Source organism: Pseudomonas sp. NPDC077408, assembly GCF_050269105.1.
Classification (GTDB): domain Bacteria; phylum Pseudomonadota; class Gammaproteobacteria; order Pseudomonadales; family Pseudomonadaceae; genus Stutzerimonas.
This window is the reverse complement of sequence record NZ_JBNNHS010000009.1, coordinates 44,838-60,140: the sequence shown is the minus strand read 5'-3', so window position 1 is coordinate 60,140 and position 15,303 is coordinate 44,838. Positions and strand designations below refer to the sequence as shown.

Here is a 15,303-nt window from a genome sequence, read left to right as displayed (position 1 = left end):
GTGAGTAACGGTTTATGAATGTCTTGGTCATCGGAGCTGGAGCGATAGGGCTCCAGTCTGCTTTTTTGCTAGCACAGGCTGGTTGTAAGGTCCTGGTAATTGATCAATCCGCGGCCGGCCAGGAAGCCTCCTGGGCAGGCGGAGGTATCGTTTCTCCTCTTTATCCTTGGCGTTACAGCCCGGCGATAACGGCGCTAGCACACTGGTCACAGGACTACTACCCGAAGCTCGGTGAGACGCTGTTACAGCAGAGCGGGGTCGACCCGGAGGTTCACGAGACTGGGCTGTACTGGCTGGATCTGGAAGATGAAGACCAAGCCCTGGCCTGGGCACACCGCCATGGTCGACCGCTGCACCCCGTAGACATGGAGCAGGTACATACCGCTGTGCCTTCGCTTGGCGATGGTTTCTCAAGCGCGGTGTACATGCCAGGCGTGGCCAATGTCCGCAATCCGCGGTTGCTACAGGCGCTGCGTGCAGCGTTGGCGAGGCTGCCCAATGTGACGATCATCGAACATTGCCCTGTAAGCGGTTTCATCAATGACGGAGCGCGAGTCGTCGGTGTGCAAACTGCGCAGGGTGAGATGCGTGCCGAGCAGGTTGTCGTCGCGGCGGGCGCCTGGAGTGGGCGGCTGCTTGCAACGCTTGGGCTCGAGCTTCCGGTCAAGCCGATGAAGGGCCAGATGATCTTGTTCAAGTGCGCCGAAGATTTCCTGCCGAGCATGGTGCTGGCCAAGCGGCGTTATGCGATTCCGCGACGTGATGGTCACATTCTCGTGGGCAGCACTCTGGAAGATGTCGGTTTCGACAAGACGCCAACCGAAGATGCCCTGGAAAGCCTCCGAGAGACGGCCATTGAGCTGCTTCCTGGGCTGGCTGATGCAACAGTGGTCAAGCATTGGGCGGGTCTGCGTCCTGCTTCGCCTGAGGGCATTCCTTACATAGGGCCGGTGCCGGGCCACGAGGGGCTTTGGCTTAACTGCGGACATTTCCGAAACGGGCTGGTATTGGCGCCTGCTTCATGCCAGCTATTGACGGATCTGATTATGAATCGGTCGCCTTGCATCGATCCCGAGCCGTACGCTCCTGCTGGTCGACTCTGATTCCGATACTGCCAAGGATCTGGTGCGTACGGTGAATTGATGACCACCTCGGCGCTGGTTGGGTTTGATTGTCGGGCGCGTCGTTTCGTTGAATCGTCATGTCCGGCACCGATACTGTTGGGCTGAGGCGCGTCGGCATTCGCCGCGGATTGAACCTCACACAAACGCCCGTCGTTTACGTATGCGTGACCGATGTTCAAGAGACAGAGCGGCGGGTCTTTCAGCAGTCTGAACGCAGCATTCATCACAGTACGGTGCTGTCGTGCTATTCGGCGGTGTTTGCAGCAAAGCGCTGCGCAGCCCTTCGAGTGCGCCGGTTTTGCTGTTAAATTGGACGGCTTTATGGCGCTGAGCCTTGTCGCGCCGATTTCTGTGTTCAAGAGGTTGTGTGTGGCCAAGAAAACCACGTCCCTTGCCGGCCTTGGCGGTTTGGTGTTTTCCACCGACGCGGGGCGCCACTGCCCAGATTGCAGTCAACCGCTAGATGCCTGTATTTGCAAGACGACCACGATACCCGAAGGCGACGGCATCGCTCGTGTTCGCCGGGAGAGCAAAGGACGGGGTGGCAAGACGGTCACGACTGTTACAGGTGTGCCACTTGCCGAAGCTGAGCTGAAGGACTTGGCGAGCGCACTCAAACGTCGCTGCGGTACAGGCGGCTCGCTCAAGGAAGGCGTGATCGAGATCCAGGGCGACCATGTTCAATTGCTCATCGATGAACTGATCAAGCGCGGATTCAAAGCCAAGAAGTCAGGCGGTTGAACGTCTGATCAATTCAATCAGGCGCGTGTGCTTATTTCCCGGCGCGCCGGCTGTCCAACCCAGATAGCCCTGTTGTCGCACCATGCTCGACAGACTCATCCCATTTCGCAGGAGGCCTAGATGCCTGTAAGACGCACACGTAAAGATGACGGCAGCCAGTGGACCGCAGCGGATAGCCGAAGCGTCTACGGTATTCGCCACTGGGGGGCCGGCTATTTTTCGATCAGTGATGACGGTCATGTCGAAGTGCGCCCGCAAGGTCCCAATGGCGCGGCGGTTGAATTCACCGGGTTGATCGAGCAGCTACGCGACGCTGGCTTGACCCTGCCGCTGCTGGTGCGCTTCCCGGACATTCTTCAGGACCGTGTGCGTCATCTAACCGGTGCCTTCGATGCCAATATCGAGCGCCTCGAATACCAGAGCAAGTACACCGCGCTGTACCCGATCAAGGTCAACCAGCAAGAGGCGGTGATCGAGAACATCATCGCCACGCAGAATGTTTCGATCGGCCTCGAAGCGGGTTCCAAGCCGGAGCTGATGGCCGTGCTGGCGTTGGCGCCGAAGGGCGGCACCATCGTCTGCAACGGCTACAAGGACCGTGAATTCATCCGCCTGGCGTTGATGGGGCAGAAGCTCGGTCACAACGTCTTCATCGTCATCGAGAAGATGTCGGAAGTGGGCATGGTCATCGAGGAAGCGGCGGAGCTGAAGGTGATCCCGCAGGTTGGTTTGCGCGTGCGGCTTTCGTCGCTGGCTTCGAGCAAGTGGGCCGATACCGGTGGCGAAAAGTCCAAGTTCGGCCTTTCAGCCGCACAGCTGCTCACCGTGATCGAGCGCTTCCGCGCCGCAGGCGTGGAGCAGGGCGTGCGGCTGCTGCACTTCCACATGGGCTCGCAGATTGCCAACCTGGCGGACTACCGTGACGGTTTCCGTGAAGCCATTCGTTATTACGCCGAGCTGCGTGCGCTCGGGTTGCCTGTCGATCATATCGATGTGGGTGGCGGCCTCGGTGTCGACTACGATGGCACGCACTCGCGCAATGCCAGCTCGATCAACTACGACATTGATGAATACGCCGGCACCGTGGTCGGGATGCTCAAGGAGTTCTGCGATCGCCAGGAGCTGCCGCACCCGCACATTTTCTCTGAAAGCGGCCGGGCTATGACGGCGCATCACGCCGTGCTGGTGATGCAGGTGACGGACTTCGAGCGCCACAACGACGAAGCGCCAACCATCGAGAACTACGACGAACTACCCGAGATCGTTCAGGCGCTGGCCGATCTGCTCGGCCCAACCGATCCTGAAATGGTTACCGAGACCTACTGGCGCGCCACTCACTACATGAGCGAGGCCGCAGCGCAATACGCGTCCGGCAAGCTGAGCCTGGCGCAAAAGGCGCTGGCCGAGCAGAGCTACTTCGCCATCTGTCGCCGCTTGTACAACCAGCTCAAGGCGCGCCAGCGTTCACACCGCGCGGTGCTCGATGAGCTCAACGACAAGTTGGCCGACAAGTACATCTGCAACTTCTCGGTATTCCAGAGCTTGCCGGACACCTGGGCGATCGACCAGATCCTGCCGATCGTGCCGCTGCAGCGTCTGAGCGAGGAACCGGTGCGCCGCGCGGTGCTGCAGGACCTGACCTGCGATTCTGACGGCAAGATCAAGCATTACGTGGATGAGCAGAGCATCGAGAACAGCATGCCGGTGCATGAGATCCAGGCAGGAGAGGAATACTTCCTAGGCGTCTTCCTGGTGGGCGCCTACCAGGAAATTCTCGGCGACATGCACAACCTGTTCGGCGATACCGATTCGGTCAACGTCTATCAGCGCGAGGATGGCACCTTCTACCACGCCGGCATCGAGACCCATGACACCATCGAAGACATGTTGCGCTACGTGCACCTGTCGCCCGAAGAGCTGATGACCTACTACCGCGACAAGGTCTCCAGTGCGCGGCTCAGCGCCAAGGAGCGCACCCAGTACATCGATGCGTTGCGGCTGGGACTGACACGTTCTTCCTACCTGACGCCCTGATCGGGGTAGCTGTAGGAGCGCCGCGGCGGCGCGAAGGACCGTAGGGTGGATGTCGCCTTTTACATCCACCGTGGCTCCGCTCGGTGGATCGATGAAGCGCGATCCACCCTACGGACTGCATTCGCCGCGGGGCGCGCCTCCCACCAGAGCGCGCGGTGTGGTTTTTTGCTTAGGGGGGAGGGCCGCCCCGGCGCGAAGCTTTTCGCTTCAAACCTTCCTGACGAACTCCGACTTCAGCTTCATCGCACCGATGCCGTCGATCTTGCAGTCGATGTCGTGGTCGCCGTCAACCAGGCGGATGTTCTTGACCTTGGTGCCCACCTTCACCACCAGCGAAGAGCCCTTGACCTTGAGGTCCTTGATCACGGTGATGGTGTCGCCGTCCTGCAACGTGTTGCCCACCGAATCCTTGATCAGCTTTTCGTCTTCACCAGAGGACTCTGCAGCATTTGCCGACCACTCGTGAGCGCACTCCGGGCAGACCAGCATCTGGCCGTCTTCATAGGTGTATTCGGAGTTGCATTGGGGGCAGGCTGGCAAAGCGCTCACGGCGAATCCTCATTGGCGATGCGAAAAGCCGCGGATTGTATAGGGTTTTATCGGCTCGCGGGTGGGTGCGCCAGGACGTGGAAGCTTGCGAACCAAACGAGAATCGCTGCCCGCTCCGCCTGAACGAATGAAGGCGGAGGTTGGCAGCCAGCAGGGCTCAGTAGTCGTCTTTGAGCGCGCGGTAGCGCTCTTCCAGCTCCCGGCGAATCTGTCTGCGCTGCTGGGCCTGGGCGAAACGACGCTTCTGGTCGGGTGTTTTTGGCTCCAGGGGAGGCACTGTGGCGGGGCGGCCGTCTTCACCAACCGCCACCATCGTGAAGAAACAACTATTGGTATGACGAACCGTTTTTTGTCGGATGTCTTCGGTGATTACTTTGATCCCGATTTCCATAGAGGTGTTGCCGACGTAGTTGACCGAGGCGAGAAAGGTCACCAGCTCGCCAACATGCACCGGTTGGCGGAAATTCACCTGATCGACCGACAGGGTCACCACGTATTGGCCGGCATAGCGGCTGGCGCAGGCGTAGGCCACTTCGTCCAGATATTTCAACAGCGTGCCGCCATGTACGTTGCCCGAAAAGTTGGCCTTGTCCGGGGTCATCAATACGGTCATGGTCAGTTCGGCATGTCCATCAAGCATGTTGCGCGGCTCGTGCTGGCAAAAAGGGCTGCTACTTTAGTCGAATACGAGACGGCTGTGGCCCAGAAATCTGCGCCATCAGCCGTTTTTTTTCGGGTGGTCAATGTGGCAATAGCGCGCAGGCCGGTGTTGCCTCATCGCCCTTTGATGAACGGGGTTCAGCATGGTCGCTCGTGCCCGCCCGTTGCGGTGCGCATTATGAAACGTACGGATGTTGCGAACAGCTGCTCGTGCCCGGAAATCCAGTGCGGTGGTGTGCGGCTTTATTGACCTGCGCCAGTATCGCGACTGTTTTTCTCCCTATAGTCCGGAGGCTGCCATACACGCCTCATCACACCTCAGCGCCGGACTTGCCATGCGTTTATTCAGCCTTATTCTGCTTAGTTGCCTTGTTCCTTTCGCCCATGCCAGCGAAGAGGCAATGGAGCGCTTTCAGCATGTAATGGGCGATGCGTCCCGGCGCCAGCAGGCGTATGCGGCCGGCCAAGAACGCGCGCTCTTCTGCGGTTACTGCCATGGCGAAAACGGCAACAGCAAGCGCCCGCATATTCCCAATCTGGCCTCGCAGAATCCGATCTATCTGTTCCATTCCTTCGAAAAATTCGCCAAGGGCGAGCGCGTCGATTTCGTGATGTCGAAACTGGCGAAAAGCTTGTCGCTCGAAGACCGCGTCAACATCGCCGTCTACTTCAGTCAGCAGAAGGTCGAGCCTACTGCCGCTGCGTCGGATGCGGCGCTGGTCCAGCGTGGTGGAAGGTTGTTTCAGCGCACCTGTACCGCCTGTCACGGCAGCCATGCGCAGGGCAAGGAGACCATGCCGCGATTGGCCGGTCAGCCTGATGAATACATCCGCAAGGCCCTCGGCCGTTTCCGCAGCAATGACCCGAGCCGAGCCGGTTCTGTGATGATTGGCATCGCTGGCCAGCTGCCCGAGGCCGACATAGAGGCCCTGGCCGCCTATCTGACGCAGCTGCAGCTGAGTGAACAGCAAGAGCAGCAGGCCGCCGCGCAGCTGCTCGGATCAAGTACGCCCTGACCTCATCCGCAACGCCTCCATTGATACACCCGCTCTCTTGTGTGCTGGTGCGCGTCGCCTATCTTGAGGCGTGAAACAACCAGAATCTGGCTATCACGCCGCTTCGCTTATTCAATTGGGGCCCAAGAGCCCGTCCTTCTAGTCTTGCTCAGCGTTGCGCGACGCAACCTAAAACTAGAAAAGGACGTGACGATGTACCGAAACCTGCTTGGCTTTTCGCCTTCGCGATTGATGCTCGGTGTGCTTGCCGCAAGCGTACTTTCGCTTTCTGCCCATGCGGCTCCTCTTACCCGCGACAATGGTGCGCCCGTCGGCAACAACCAGAACTCGCAGACTGCCGGCCCCAACGGCTCGACCCTGCTGCAGGATGTGCAGCTGCTGCAGAAGCTGCAGCGCTTCGGCCGTGAGCGTGTACCTGAGCGAGTGGTGCATGCGCGCGGTACGGGCGCCCATGGCGAATTCACCGCCACCGACGATATTTCAGATTTGTCCCTGGCCAAAGTCTTTGAAAAGGGCAGCACGACGCCGGTATTCGTGCGCTTTTCCGCCGTTGTGCATGGCCTTCATTCGCCGGAAACCCTACGTGACCCCCGTGGCTTCGCCACCAAGTTCTACACGGCAGACGGCAATTGGGACCTCGTCGGTAACAACTTTCCGACCTTTTTCATCCGCGACGCGATCAAGTTTCCGGACATGGTCCACGCGTTCAAGCCGGATCCGCGCACCAATCTGGATGACGACACGCGTCGCTTCGATTTCCTCTCTCACCATCCGGAATCCACTCGCACCCTGACCCTGCTGTATTCGAACCAGGGCACGCCGGCGAGCTACCGGATGATGGACGGCAACGGTGTTCACGCCTACAAGCTGATCAATGATCAGGGCGACGTGCACTACGTGAAGTTTCACTGGAAAAGCCTGCAGGGTCTGAAGAACCTGGATCCGAAGGAAACCCAGGAGATGCAGGGCAAGGACTACAGCCACCTGACCGCGGACCTGATCGCCGCCATCGACCGGGGCGACTATCCGAAGTGGGATCTCTACATTCAAGTGCTCAAGTCTGAGGATCTGGCCAAGTTCGACTTCGATCCGCTGGACGCCACCAAGATCTGGCCCGACGTTCCGGAGCGCAAGATCGGTCAGATGGTGCTGAACAAGAACCCGGACAACGTCTTCCAAGAGACTGAGCAGGTCGCCATGGCCCCGGCCAATCTGGTGCCTGGCATCGAGCCGTCCGAGGATCGTCTGCTGCAAGGTCGTTTGTTCTCCTATGCCGATACCCAGATGTACCGCGTCGGCGCCAACGGCATGAGCCTGCCGATCAACCGTCCCAAGGTCCCCGTCAACAACGGCAACCAGGATGGGCAGCTGAATAGCGGGCATACCTCCACCAGTGTCAACTATCAGCCGAGCCGCCGCGAAAATCGCGAGGAAACGCCGCAGGCGGTCTACAGCAAGACTGCGCTGACCGGCACCACCCAACAGGCGCCTATCTACCGCGAGCAGAACTTCAAGCAGACCGGGGAGCTGTATCGCTCATTCAGCAAGAAGGAGCAGACGGATCTGATCAACACGTTGGGTGGCGAATTGGCTAAGGCTGATCAGGAAGCGCGCTACCTCCTGCTGTCGTACTTCTACAAGGCCGATGCCGAATACGGCGAAGGCCTGACCAGGGTCGCCCAGTCCGACCTCGAGCGAGTCAAAGCGCTGGCCGCCAACCTGAAGGATTGATGCAGCACGGCTGTCGCCACGCACGACGGCACTGACCCGAGCCCGGCTCGGGTCATCTATTTCAGGAGCAGAGCATGAAGTGCTTTTATCTGATGGCTGTCTTGCTGCTCGGCAGTGGGCAGGCAATCGCCGCGCCGGAACTGAACGCGGTGTCGAGCGACGCCGAGCAGGTCCAGATCCAGCTACGCGATTACTTCTTCAACGCAGCGCGTTTCGGCGATAACGAAGTGCTCGACGAGTTCATCCAGGCCGGATACGACCTCAACACTGCTGACGACAAGGGCTACACCGCGTTGATTCTGGCGGCCTACAACGGTCATCCGGACACGGTGGAGCGGCTTATCGCTGCCGGCGCCGATGCTTGTGCCCAGGATGCGCGCGGCAACACCGCCCTGATGGGCGCGATCTTCAAAGGTGAGCTGCGCATCGCCAAGCGCCTGCTGGCCACCGAATGCGACCCCGATCAGCGCAACCATGCAGGCCAGACCCCGGCCATGTATGCCGCGCTGTTCCAGCGGGATGCCTTGCTCCAAGCACTACGCGAGCGCGGGGCCGATCTCGAGGCAAGCGATCCGATGGGCAATAAGGTCGAGAGCCTGGCGCGTGGGGAAATCCGTACCCGCTGATCAATAGCTCTTGTACGGCAAGAATTTGCCCGACAGGACGACGTTGACCCGGTCGCCCTTGGGATCCGGCTGGCGTTGGATGTCCATGGAGAAATCGATGGCACTCATGATGCCGTCGCCGAATTCTTCGTGGATCAGTTCCTTGATGGTGCTGCCGTAGACGTTGACCAGCTCATACCAGCGATAAATGAGCGGATCGGTGGGCACGGACGTGGGCAGTGACCCTTTATAGGGCACGATCTGTAGCCAGGCGACGGCTTCGTCTGGCAGCTCGAACAGCTTGCCGAGGGTTTCTGCCTGGGCTTTGTCGAAGGCCATCTGACCCAGGCAGCCGGCGGTGGTCCATTCCTTGGACATGCCTATGGTTTCTGCGACCTGGGTCCATTTGAGGTTCTTGCGGACCTTGGCAGAAACGATCATCTGGGTAACTTGGCTACGGCAGGAAATCATCGGGGGTTCCTCTTCGACTGGAGTGAGCGAGCCGCGTATTGCGGCTGGACGCACACGCCGATGCAGAGGATGTGCCAGTCGGTTGCCTGTTGGGCTGGCCGCGCCTTACCCAGCCGGCTCAATCGTATTCCGACGGCTCATGCTCGCCGAGCAGACGCCGCTGCCTCGGCGTGGCAGCGGCTATCACGTCCGGGTTGAAGCGCCACTGCAGGTAGGGCGAAAACTTCTGCGCCACCATGCGGCGGCCGTAATGCACCTGCAGCAGGTAGCGGCTGCGGTCAGGCGTGCGGTTGCGGCTGCCGGCGTGCCAGAGGTCGCTGCGAAACACCAGCACGTCACCTGCTTCGCAGAGCACTGGCTGTGCCTCGCGACCCTGCCAGTGGATTTCACCCGTGCGTGGTTTGCGACCGGACCGGTGACTACCGGGTATCACCAGGGTAGGGCAGAGGTCTGCATCGATCTGGTCGAGATAAATATGCGCCGTGCAGACCTGCATCGGCAGCTCGAAAGCTGGATCGTGTAAGCAGCGCTCGGGCAGCTCCATAGCAAGGTAATCGGCATGCAGTTCACCGCCAACGAAGCCCGGATGGCTGCGCCAGGCAGTCTGGCCGATGACATGGCAATCCGTGCCGAGACAGGCTTCAGCCAACTCGATTACACCAGGAAGATCAAGCAGGGGCAGCCAGAACGGATCACGGTTAAAGACGCATTTGTAGTGATCGTCGACCAGACCCTGGTAGTCCCAGTGGATGGGTTCGAGGCGATCGATGGCCGTTCGCACAGCCTCAACCTGCGGCGGCTGCAACACCTGGCGCAGCAGAACGAAGCCCTGCTGGTGCATGGCCTGTAACTGCTCGGCGGTGCTGCGGCTGGGTGACATGGCGGTCGATTCAGTAACGTTCACCGTTATCGACAGTTTGTTGAAAGCTAGGGTTCGTATCCTACTGGTGCTGGTGATGACCTGTCGTCGCAGCAGGCACACGGCCACAAGCGGTGAGCCCGTTTCACCCTTCCTTGTGCGAACCCCGGCGCGCAGCCACAAGCGGCGTCTGCCGGGTTCGCTTCTAGCCTCGAATGACAGCGAAGCTGCTGCTCAAGTCCGTCAAGTTTGCCTGAGTTCTAGACGCCCGCTCCGCTGACGATCCTCAACCCGCTCTGACCATTGCCCTGTCGCTGCACCTGAATCTGCACCGGGATGCGCTCATGCATCTCCGCCACGTGTGAGATCACCGCCACCTTGCGGCCCTGAGCCTGTAGCGAATCCAAGGCGTCCATGGCGATCTGCAGGGATTCCGGGTCGAGGCTGCCGAAGCCTTCGTCGATGAACAGCGATTCGATCTTGAGCTTGCTCGACGTCATCGAGGCCAGCCCCAGCGCCAGGGCCAGCGAGACGAGGAAGGTCTCGCCACCCGACAGCGAATGCACCGAGCGCAGCTCGTCGCCCATCTCTGTATCCATCACCAGTAGCCCCAGCGGGCTGCCGCCTCGCTTGAGCCGATAACGACGAGCCAACTGCCGCAATTGCACATTGGCGTGCTGCACCAGGAGGTCGAGGTTGTAGGCCTGGGCGATCTTGCGGAAGGCGCCGCCGTCGCTGGAGCCGATCAGTGCGGCGATACGGCCCCAGCGCTGGCTTTCAGCCGTCGCCTCGGCGATCTGCTGAAGCAAAGCCTGGCTTTGATTGCGTCGGCGATCATCGTCGAGCAGCGCGGCGCGGGTTTCGGCGCTGCGTTGCTCGGCGGCATTGCAGCTGATTTCCTGCTCCGCGTACTGGCGTTTCAGGGTTTCGCCATCCGGCGCATCGGGCTGCCCGGCCTGATGCGCGGCCAGCCGCTGCGTGCAGCCGTCCAGCCGTTCACGGCTGCGGGCGAGCAGTTCGGTGTTGGCGCGCAGCCGTTCGCGGGCTTCAGCGAGCAATGAGTCGTCCAGTTGCAGCAACTGGGTGAGGGTCGCATCGTCTAGATCGGGATGTGCAGCGCGCCAGGCGGCAAGTTCTTCTCCAAGGGTTTTGCGTTCGGCCAAGAGCTCGTCGCGGCGACCGGCGCAGTTCTGCTGCTCGCTGGCAAGCCGGGTCAGCTCGACGCGCGCTTCGTTGAGTTGCCGGTCAATGTCGGCCTGTTGCTGGCGAGCAATCTGGATCGTGTTCTCCAGTTGCTGCTGCCAGGCCGCGGCGCTGGCTTGCTCGCCCAGACTGTCGCGCAGGCTCTGACGACAGGCCCGCTCGCGGGCTTCGAGTTCACTGAGGCGGGCCGCGCAGGCCTTTTGCTGATCGAGACGATTCTGTTGCTGCAGCTGCTCACGTTCCAGTGCGCTCTGGCGCTGTTGCTGCTCCTCAGCTACCTCAGCCTGTTGGTCGATCTGCTGGCGCCGGGCTTCGATCTGGCTGTCGAGCTGCATAAAGGTTTCGGCCGGTGCCTCGCGCCAACGGCTGAGCAGGGCGGCCGGTAGCAGGCTGGCGAATTCGGCCAGCTCCTCATCCAATCGTCCCTCATCGCGGGATATGGCGTCGCGCTGGCCGGTGAGGGCCTGGCTCGCCTGAACGCAGGCGTCGCGTGCAATTTGCCAAGCGTGCTGCAGGGTTTCGCTGCGCTGCTGCAGCGCCAGCAGTTCGCGCTGGCGGACGTTGGCTGCGGTGATCTCGGTTTTGAGCGTGGCGAGTTTCGTGTCCAGCCAGAAGTGGCGCCCGGTTTCCGGCTCTTTCAGCAGCTCGGTATAAAGGGGCAGTGCGGTCAGTTGCGGCTCCAGCTTCGCCAGCTCATCGGCGATTTCTGCGTGTCGCTGCGCGTTCTGTTTGATGCCCGTGGTCAGGGCAATGTGCTGGTCGCGCAGCGCCTGGAGTTTTTCGTCGTGACTTTTGAGCTGCAGCTGGGCCTGCTCGACTTCATGCTCGTCGCCCTGATCGAGGGCGGCGAGCAGCGCCTTACCGTTATGCCAGGGATGCTCGAGGCTTCCGCAGACGCTGCACGGCTCGCCGGGGGCCAGCGCCGCGCGCAAGGCCTCGACATTGGCACTGCGGGCCAGGCGCTGGCGCTCCAGCAGGGCCTGCACCACCTTGAGCGCCTTTTCCGCGTCGTCCCGCTCGCTTCGAGCGAGTTTGCCGGCCTGCGTCAGGGCGTTGAGTTCGTGCTGCTGACGGCTTTGCTCGTCGAGCAATGCCTGTTGCTGATTTGCCAGTTGCTGCTGGCGGGACCAGAGCCCCAGCAGGCTTTCGCCTTCGTGGTGCGCGTCGCGCCAAACGTCGAGCTGCGCGCTTAGTTGCGCGAGTTGTTCAGCCAGGCCCGTCACACCGCCAATCCCAGTTTGCAGTTCGTCGAGTGCCTGGCGTGCCTGCACCTGTGCGGCCTCGGCGGTCTTGGCAGCAGTTTCCAGAGCGGGGAGTTCCAGACGGCCCTGTTGCAGGCGCGCCGCGATTTGCACGGCCTGTTGAAAGCGCGGCCGGTAGCCATTCCAGGCGGCGCACAGCGGCTGCAATTCGGTGCTGCGGGCGAGCCCTTCGGTCAAGGCCGCCAGTTGGGTAGCGGCCTGTTCCTGTTGCTGTCGCAGCTGAGCGAGGGTCTGTTCGCCGGCCTTGCTCGCGGCTTCGGCGTGTTCGGTTTGCCGCCGCGCGTCACCCAGGTCATTGGTCAGATGGCTAAGGCGCTCTTCTTCGCGGCGCGCCTGAATCAGTCGGGGTTCGGCAGATTTGAGCGCCTGCTCCGCTGCTTTCAACGCATCGGTCGACGTCTTGCAGAGATGCTCCAGCTCGTCGAGCCGCTGCTGGACTGCGCTGTGCTCGCGACCATGGCGAGCCAGGTTTTCCTCAACCTTCGCCAGCAGCGGTGCCAGCTCCTGCTCGCGGATGAAGCGATGCCGCTGCGGCGCCAGGAGTTCGAACAGCCCGAGGATGCGGCGGGCATCGGCCAGGTTCTCATGCTCGGATTCAGCATCGGTTAGCTGCTGCCGGGCGGTTTCGTGATCGCCTTGTAAGCGGGCCAGTTCCTGCAGCCATTGGCTTTGCTGTTTCAGCGTTTCGAGCTGTTGTTGCAGCGCCTTGAGTTCGGCCAGTTGCGTCTGGTGCTGGGCTTCCAGTGCCTGGCGTGCTTCGGGTTCGAGCGGCTGTACGCCGCCTGCCTGTTGTTGCAGAGCGGTGAGCGTTTCGCGAGCGCGCTTGGCGGCTTCGAATGCTGCCTGGCCGAGGCGGCTGTAGAGGCCGGTATCGGTGAGCTTTTCCAGCAGGGTGCCGCGGTCGTTGTCGTCGGCTTTAAGAAAGGCGGAAAACTCGCTCTGCGCCAGCAACACGGCGCGGGTGAACTGCGGCAGGGTCAGGCCGAGCTTGGCTTCGAGCAGTTCCCTGAACTCGCGCTTCTTGCCGCTTGCCAGCAGCTGGTCACGGTCCAGGTCCATCAGGCTCTGGTTGCTGGCCTGCAGGCGCCCGTCGACCTTTTCGCGGGCGCGCTTGACCTCCCAACGGGCGCGGTAGCGATGGCCATCCACGCCGACAAAATCCACTTCCGCGTAGCCGCTGCCACAGCCCCGGCGCAGCAGGTTGCGCTCGTCGCCGCTGCCGATCTCGTCGCTACCGTCGGGCACCTTGCTCAGCAGCGAGGCGCCATCGAGACGTGGCGTACTGCCGAACAGCGCCAGACACAGCGCATCGAGAATCGTGCTCTTGCCGGCACCTGTAGGCCCCGTGATGGCGAACAGGCCAGCGCTGGCCAGGGGTTCGGCGGTGAAGTCGATGACCTGCTCGCCTGCCAGCGAGGCGAGGTTCTTCAGGCGAATGGCGAGGATCTTCATCGGGCGTCTCCTTCACCTTCGAACTCAACGCCTTGCAAGAGGCTGGCGAAGTCGTCCAGTGCCTGCTCATCCGGCGGGTTGCCGAACTGTTCTTCCCAGGCGCGGGCGAAGAGTTCTTGAGGAGTGATCTGGTCGAGGCCCAGCAGCACCTCCGAGTCGGCCTCGCCGCGTTTTCCTGCATATTCACTGGCGATTCGCACCAAACGGCAGGCCTTTCCGGTGATCGCCGTTTCGATGCGCTGGCGTAGGTCCGGAAGTGGCTCGTCGAGCTGCACGCGCACTTCCAGCCAGGGCAGGTTCTCGGCGAACAGGCCTACCGGCGGCAGCGATTCGAGCTGGCTGATGACGTCGGCCAGTGGCGCGCGGCCGATGCGGATCATCTCCACCGCACGGGGTACGGACAGCGCCTCGACATTGGCAAGCCTGTCGCCGTCGAAGCTCACCAGCAGGATCTGATGCGGGTAATTGATCTCGCCAAACGACAGTGGCAGGGGCGAGCCGCTGTAACGGATGCGCTCCTGTCCTGCGACCTTTTGCGGCTTGTGCAGGTGGCCGAGGGCAACATAGGCGATGGGCTCGGGGAACAGGCTGGCGGGCAACGCCTCGGCATTGCCGATGACGATATTGCGCTCCGAGTCCTCCGACACCGCGCCGCCGGCCATGTGGGCGTGACTCATGGCGATCAGCGCCTGGCCGGGCTGGCGCTGCGCTTCTGCCGCGGCGATCAGGTGCTGGTGCACGTGGCGTATGCCGGCCATGTAGTCCTCGCCCGCCTCACCGCCGGTAACTTCCGCCGGCCGCAGAAAGGGCAGGGCCAGGCACCAGCCCGCCACGTCGCCCTTGGCATCGTGCAGCGGCACCAGCAGCCGACCGTGGTCAAGGCTATGGTCCGCCAGCCAGCTGATACGACCGATGGCATGCGCGTTGAGGCGCCTCATTAAGGGCCCTGGCAGCTCGATGCGGCCTCCGGAGTCGTGGTTGCCCGCGATCATCACGATGTCCAGCTGCGGCAGCTTTTCGTGGGCGCGGACGATGAAGTCGTACAGGCGTTCTTGGGCTTTTAATGGCGGGTTGACCGTGTCGAAGATATCGCCGGCGATGAGCAGGGCGTCCGGTTGGTGGACGGTTAGCTGGTCGAGCAGCCAGGCGAGGAACTGCGCGTGTTCGTAGTCGCGGTCCTGGCCGTGGAGGGTCTGGCCGAGGTGCCAGTCGGAAGTGTGGATCAGGCGCATAAGAGGGGGCTTTTTTCGTTGGAGTCGCAGCGGGGCGCGACTGGATGCGAACGTCTGGGCATGGAACTCAGGGTAGGATTATTGGGGCGAGTGGCGCCCCGAGTCTTTTCTCGCGAAGCTATTTGGCTTTCGCTTCGTTGGGGGCGCCCGATTGCCGATGTTGGCTGAGGCATTGGTTTCGCCCTGCTGGGCGACTCACTTTTTCCAGACGCGGAAAAAGTAAGCAAAAACGCTTGCCCCTGCATCCGGCCCCGGCTGCGCCGGGGTTCCCTCGCTCCGGTGACGTTCCAGAAGCCCGCGGCGACGGGCCATCCATGGCCCAACGCCGCTCTCGCGGCATCCATGCCGCTCAACCCCTTCCACG

At 61.7% G+C, this 15,303-nt stretch carries 12 protein-coding genes; 6 read left to right on the top strand and 6 right to left on the bottom strand.

The window, feature by feature from the left end; translation table 11 throughout:
* Window positions 1-14 precede the first annotated feature (14 nt).
* From thiO to speA, 3 genes are all read left to right on the top strand, one after another.
* Window positions 15-1,103, top strand: coding sequence for a glycine oxidase ThiO (gene thiO, locus ACQKEK_RS18945; RefSeq protein ID WP_499143373.1), 1,089 nt, complete (start codon window positions 15-17; stop codon window positions 1,101-1,103).
* Window positions 1,104-1,493: 390 nt separating this feature from the next.
* Window positions 1,494-1,865, top strand: coding sequence for a translation initiation factor Sui1 (locus ACQKEK_RS18940; protein WP_499143375.1), 372 nt, complete (start codon window positions 1,494-1,496; stop codon window positions 1,863-1,865).
* Between the two features lie 120 nt (window positions 1,866-1,985).
* On the top strand, window positions 1,986-3,899 hold the full coding sequence (gene speA / locus ACQKEK_RS18935; RefSeq protein ID WP_045430274.1) for an arginine decarboxylase: 1,914 nt from the start codon (window positions 1,986-1,988) through the stop codon (window positions 3,897-3,899).
* Between the two features lie 207 nt (window positions 3,900-4,106).
* On the opposite strand, the gene ACQKEK_RS18930 is transcribed toward speA, so the two are convergent.
* Both ACQKEK_RS18930 and ACQKEK_RS18925 read right to left on the bottom strand, forming a co-directional pair.
* Window positions 4,107-4,448, bottom strand: a complete 342-nt coding sequence (locus ACQKEK_RS18930) for a zinc ribbon domain-containing protein YjdM (RefSeq protein ID WP_046163872.1) — start codon at window positions 4,446-4,448, stop codon at window positions 4,107-4,109.
* Between the two features lie 157 nt (window positions 4,449-4,605).
* Window positions 4,606-5,088: an acyl-CoA thioesterase gene (locus tag ACQKEK_RS18925; protein ID WP_128120900.1), complete on the bottom strand. Its 483-nt coding sequence runs from the start codon at window positions 5,086-5,088 to the stop codon at window positions 4,606-4,608.
* Between the two features lie 355 nt (window positions 5,089-5,443).
* On the opposite strand from ACQKEK_RS18925, the gene ACQKEK_RS18920 reads away from it, so the two are divergent.
* From ACQKEK_RS18920 to ACQKEK_RS18910, 3 genes are all read left to right on the top strand, one after another.
* Window positions 5,444-6,124 (top strand): c-type cytochrome, encoded by a 681-nt coding sequence (locus ACQKEK_RS18920; protein WP_499143378.1) that lies wholly within the window; start codon window positions 5,444-5,446, stop codon window positions 6,122-6,124.
* 192 nt (window positions 6,125-6,316) lie between these two features.
* A complete protein-coding gene (locus tag ACQKEK_RS18915; RefSeq protein ID WP_499143380.1) occupies window positions 6,317-7,855 on the top strand; it encodes a catalase in 1,539 nt (512 codons plus the stop codon).
* A 74-nt stretch (window positions 7,856-7,929) separates the two neighbouring features.
* Complete coding sequence (locus tag ACQKEK_RS18910) at window positions 7,930-8,481, top strand: ankyrin repeat domain-containing protein (RefSeq protein ID WP_128120897.1); 552 nt, start codon at window positions 7,930-7,932, stop codon at window positions 8,479-8,481.
* Here ACQKEK_RS18910 and cynS read toward each other — a convergent pair whose 3' ends face one another.
* The 4 genes from cynS to ACQKEK_RS18890 all read right to left on the bottom strand — a co-directional run bounded on the left by cynS (window position 8,482) and on the right by ACQKEK_RS18890 (window position 14,939).
* The gene (gene cynS, locus ACQKEK_RS18905) at window positions 8,482-8,931 is read right to left on the bottom strand and encodes a cyanase (RefSeq protein ID WP_128120896.1); all 450 of its coding nucleotides are present in this window, start codon (window positions 8,929-8,931) and stop codon (window positions 8,482-8,484) included.
* 118 nt (window positions 8,932-9,049) lie between these two features.
* Window positions 9,050-9,811: a phytanoyl-CoA dioxygenase family protein gene (locus tag ACQKEK_RS18900; protein WP_499143383.1), complete on the bottom strand. Its 762-nt coding sequence runs from the start codon at window positions 9,809-9,811 to the stop codon at window positions 9,050-9,052.
* 239 nt (window positions 9,812-10,050) lie between these two features.
* Window positions 10,051-13,707 (bottom strand): AAA family ATPase, encoded by a 3,657-nt coding sequence (locus ACQKEK_RS18895; RefSeq protein ID WP_499143385.1) that lies wholly within the window; start codon window positions 13,705-13,707, stop codon window positions 10,051-10,053.
* Window positions 13,704-14,939, bottom strand: coding sequence for an exonuclease SbcCD subunit D C-terminal domain-containing protein (locus ACQKEK_RS18890; protein ID WP_499143387.1), 1,236 nt, complete (start codon window positions 14,937-14,939; stop codon window positions 13,704-13,706). The genes ACQKEK_RS18895 and ACQKEK_RS18890 overlap by 4 nt, the downstream gene beginning before the upstream one ends.
* Between the last annotated feature and the right edge of the window lie 364 nt (window positions 14,940-15,303).

Coding starts and splice junctions, on each gene's coding strand:
- speA (WP_045430274.1), top strand. CDS start 1,986: ATGCCTGTAAGACGCACACGTAAAGATGACGGCAGCCAGTGGACCGCA.
- ACQKEK_RS18900 (WP_499143383.1), bottom strand. CDS start 9,811: ATGTCACCCAGCCGCAGCACCGCCGAGCAGTTACAGGCCATGCACCAG.
- ACQKEK_RS18920 (WP_499143378.1), top strand. CDS start 5,444: ATGCGTTTATTCAGCCTTATTCTGCTTAGTTGCCTTGTTCCTTTCGCC.
- cynS (WP_128120896.1), bottom strand. CDS start 8,931: ATGATTTCCTGCCGTAGCCAAGTTACCCAGATGATCGTTTCTGCCAAG.
- ACQKEK_RS18915 (WP_499143380.1), top strand. CDS start 6,317: ATGTACCGAAACCTGCTTGGCTTTTCGCCTTCGCGATTGATGCTCGGT.
- ACQKEK_RS18895 (WP_499143385.1), bottom strand. CDS start 13,707: ATGAAGATCCTCGCCATTCGCCTGAAGAACCTCGCCTCGCTGGCAGGC.
- ACQKEK_RS18890 (WP_499143387.1), bottom strand. CDS start 14,939: ATGCGCCTGATCCACACTTCCGACTGGCACCTCGGCCAGACCCTCCAC.
- ACQKEK_RS18925 (WP_128120900.1), bottom strand. CDS start 5,088: ATGCTTGATGGACATGCCGAACTGACCATGACCGTATTGATGACCCCG.
- thiO (WP_499143373.1), top strand. CDS start 15: ATGAATGTCTTGGTCATCGGAGCTGGAGCGATAGGGCTCCAGTCTGCT.
- ACQKEK_RS18910 (WP_128120897.1), top strand. CDS start 7,930: ATGAAGTGCTTTTATCTGATGGCTGTCTTGCTGCTCGGCAGTGGGCAG.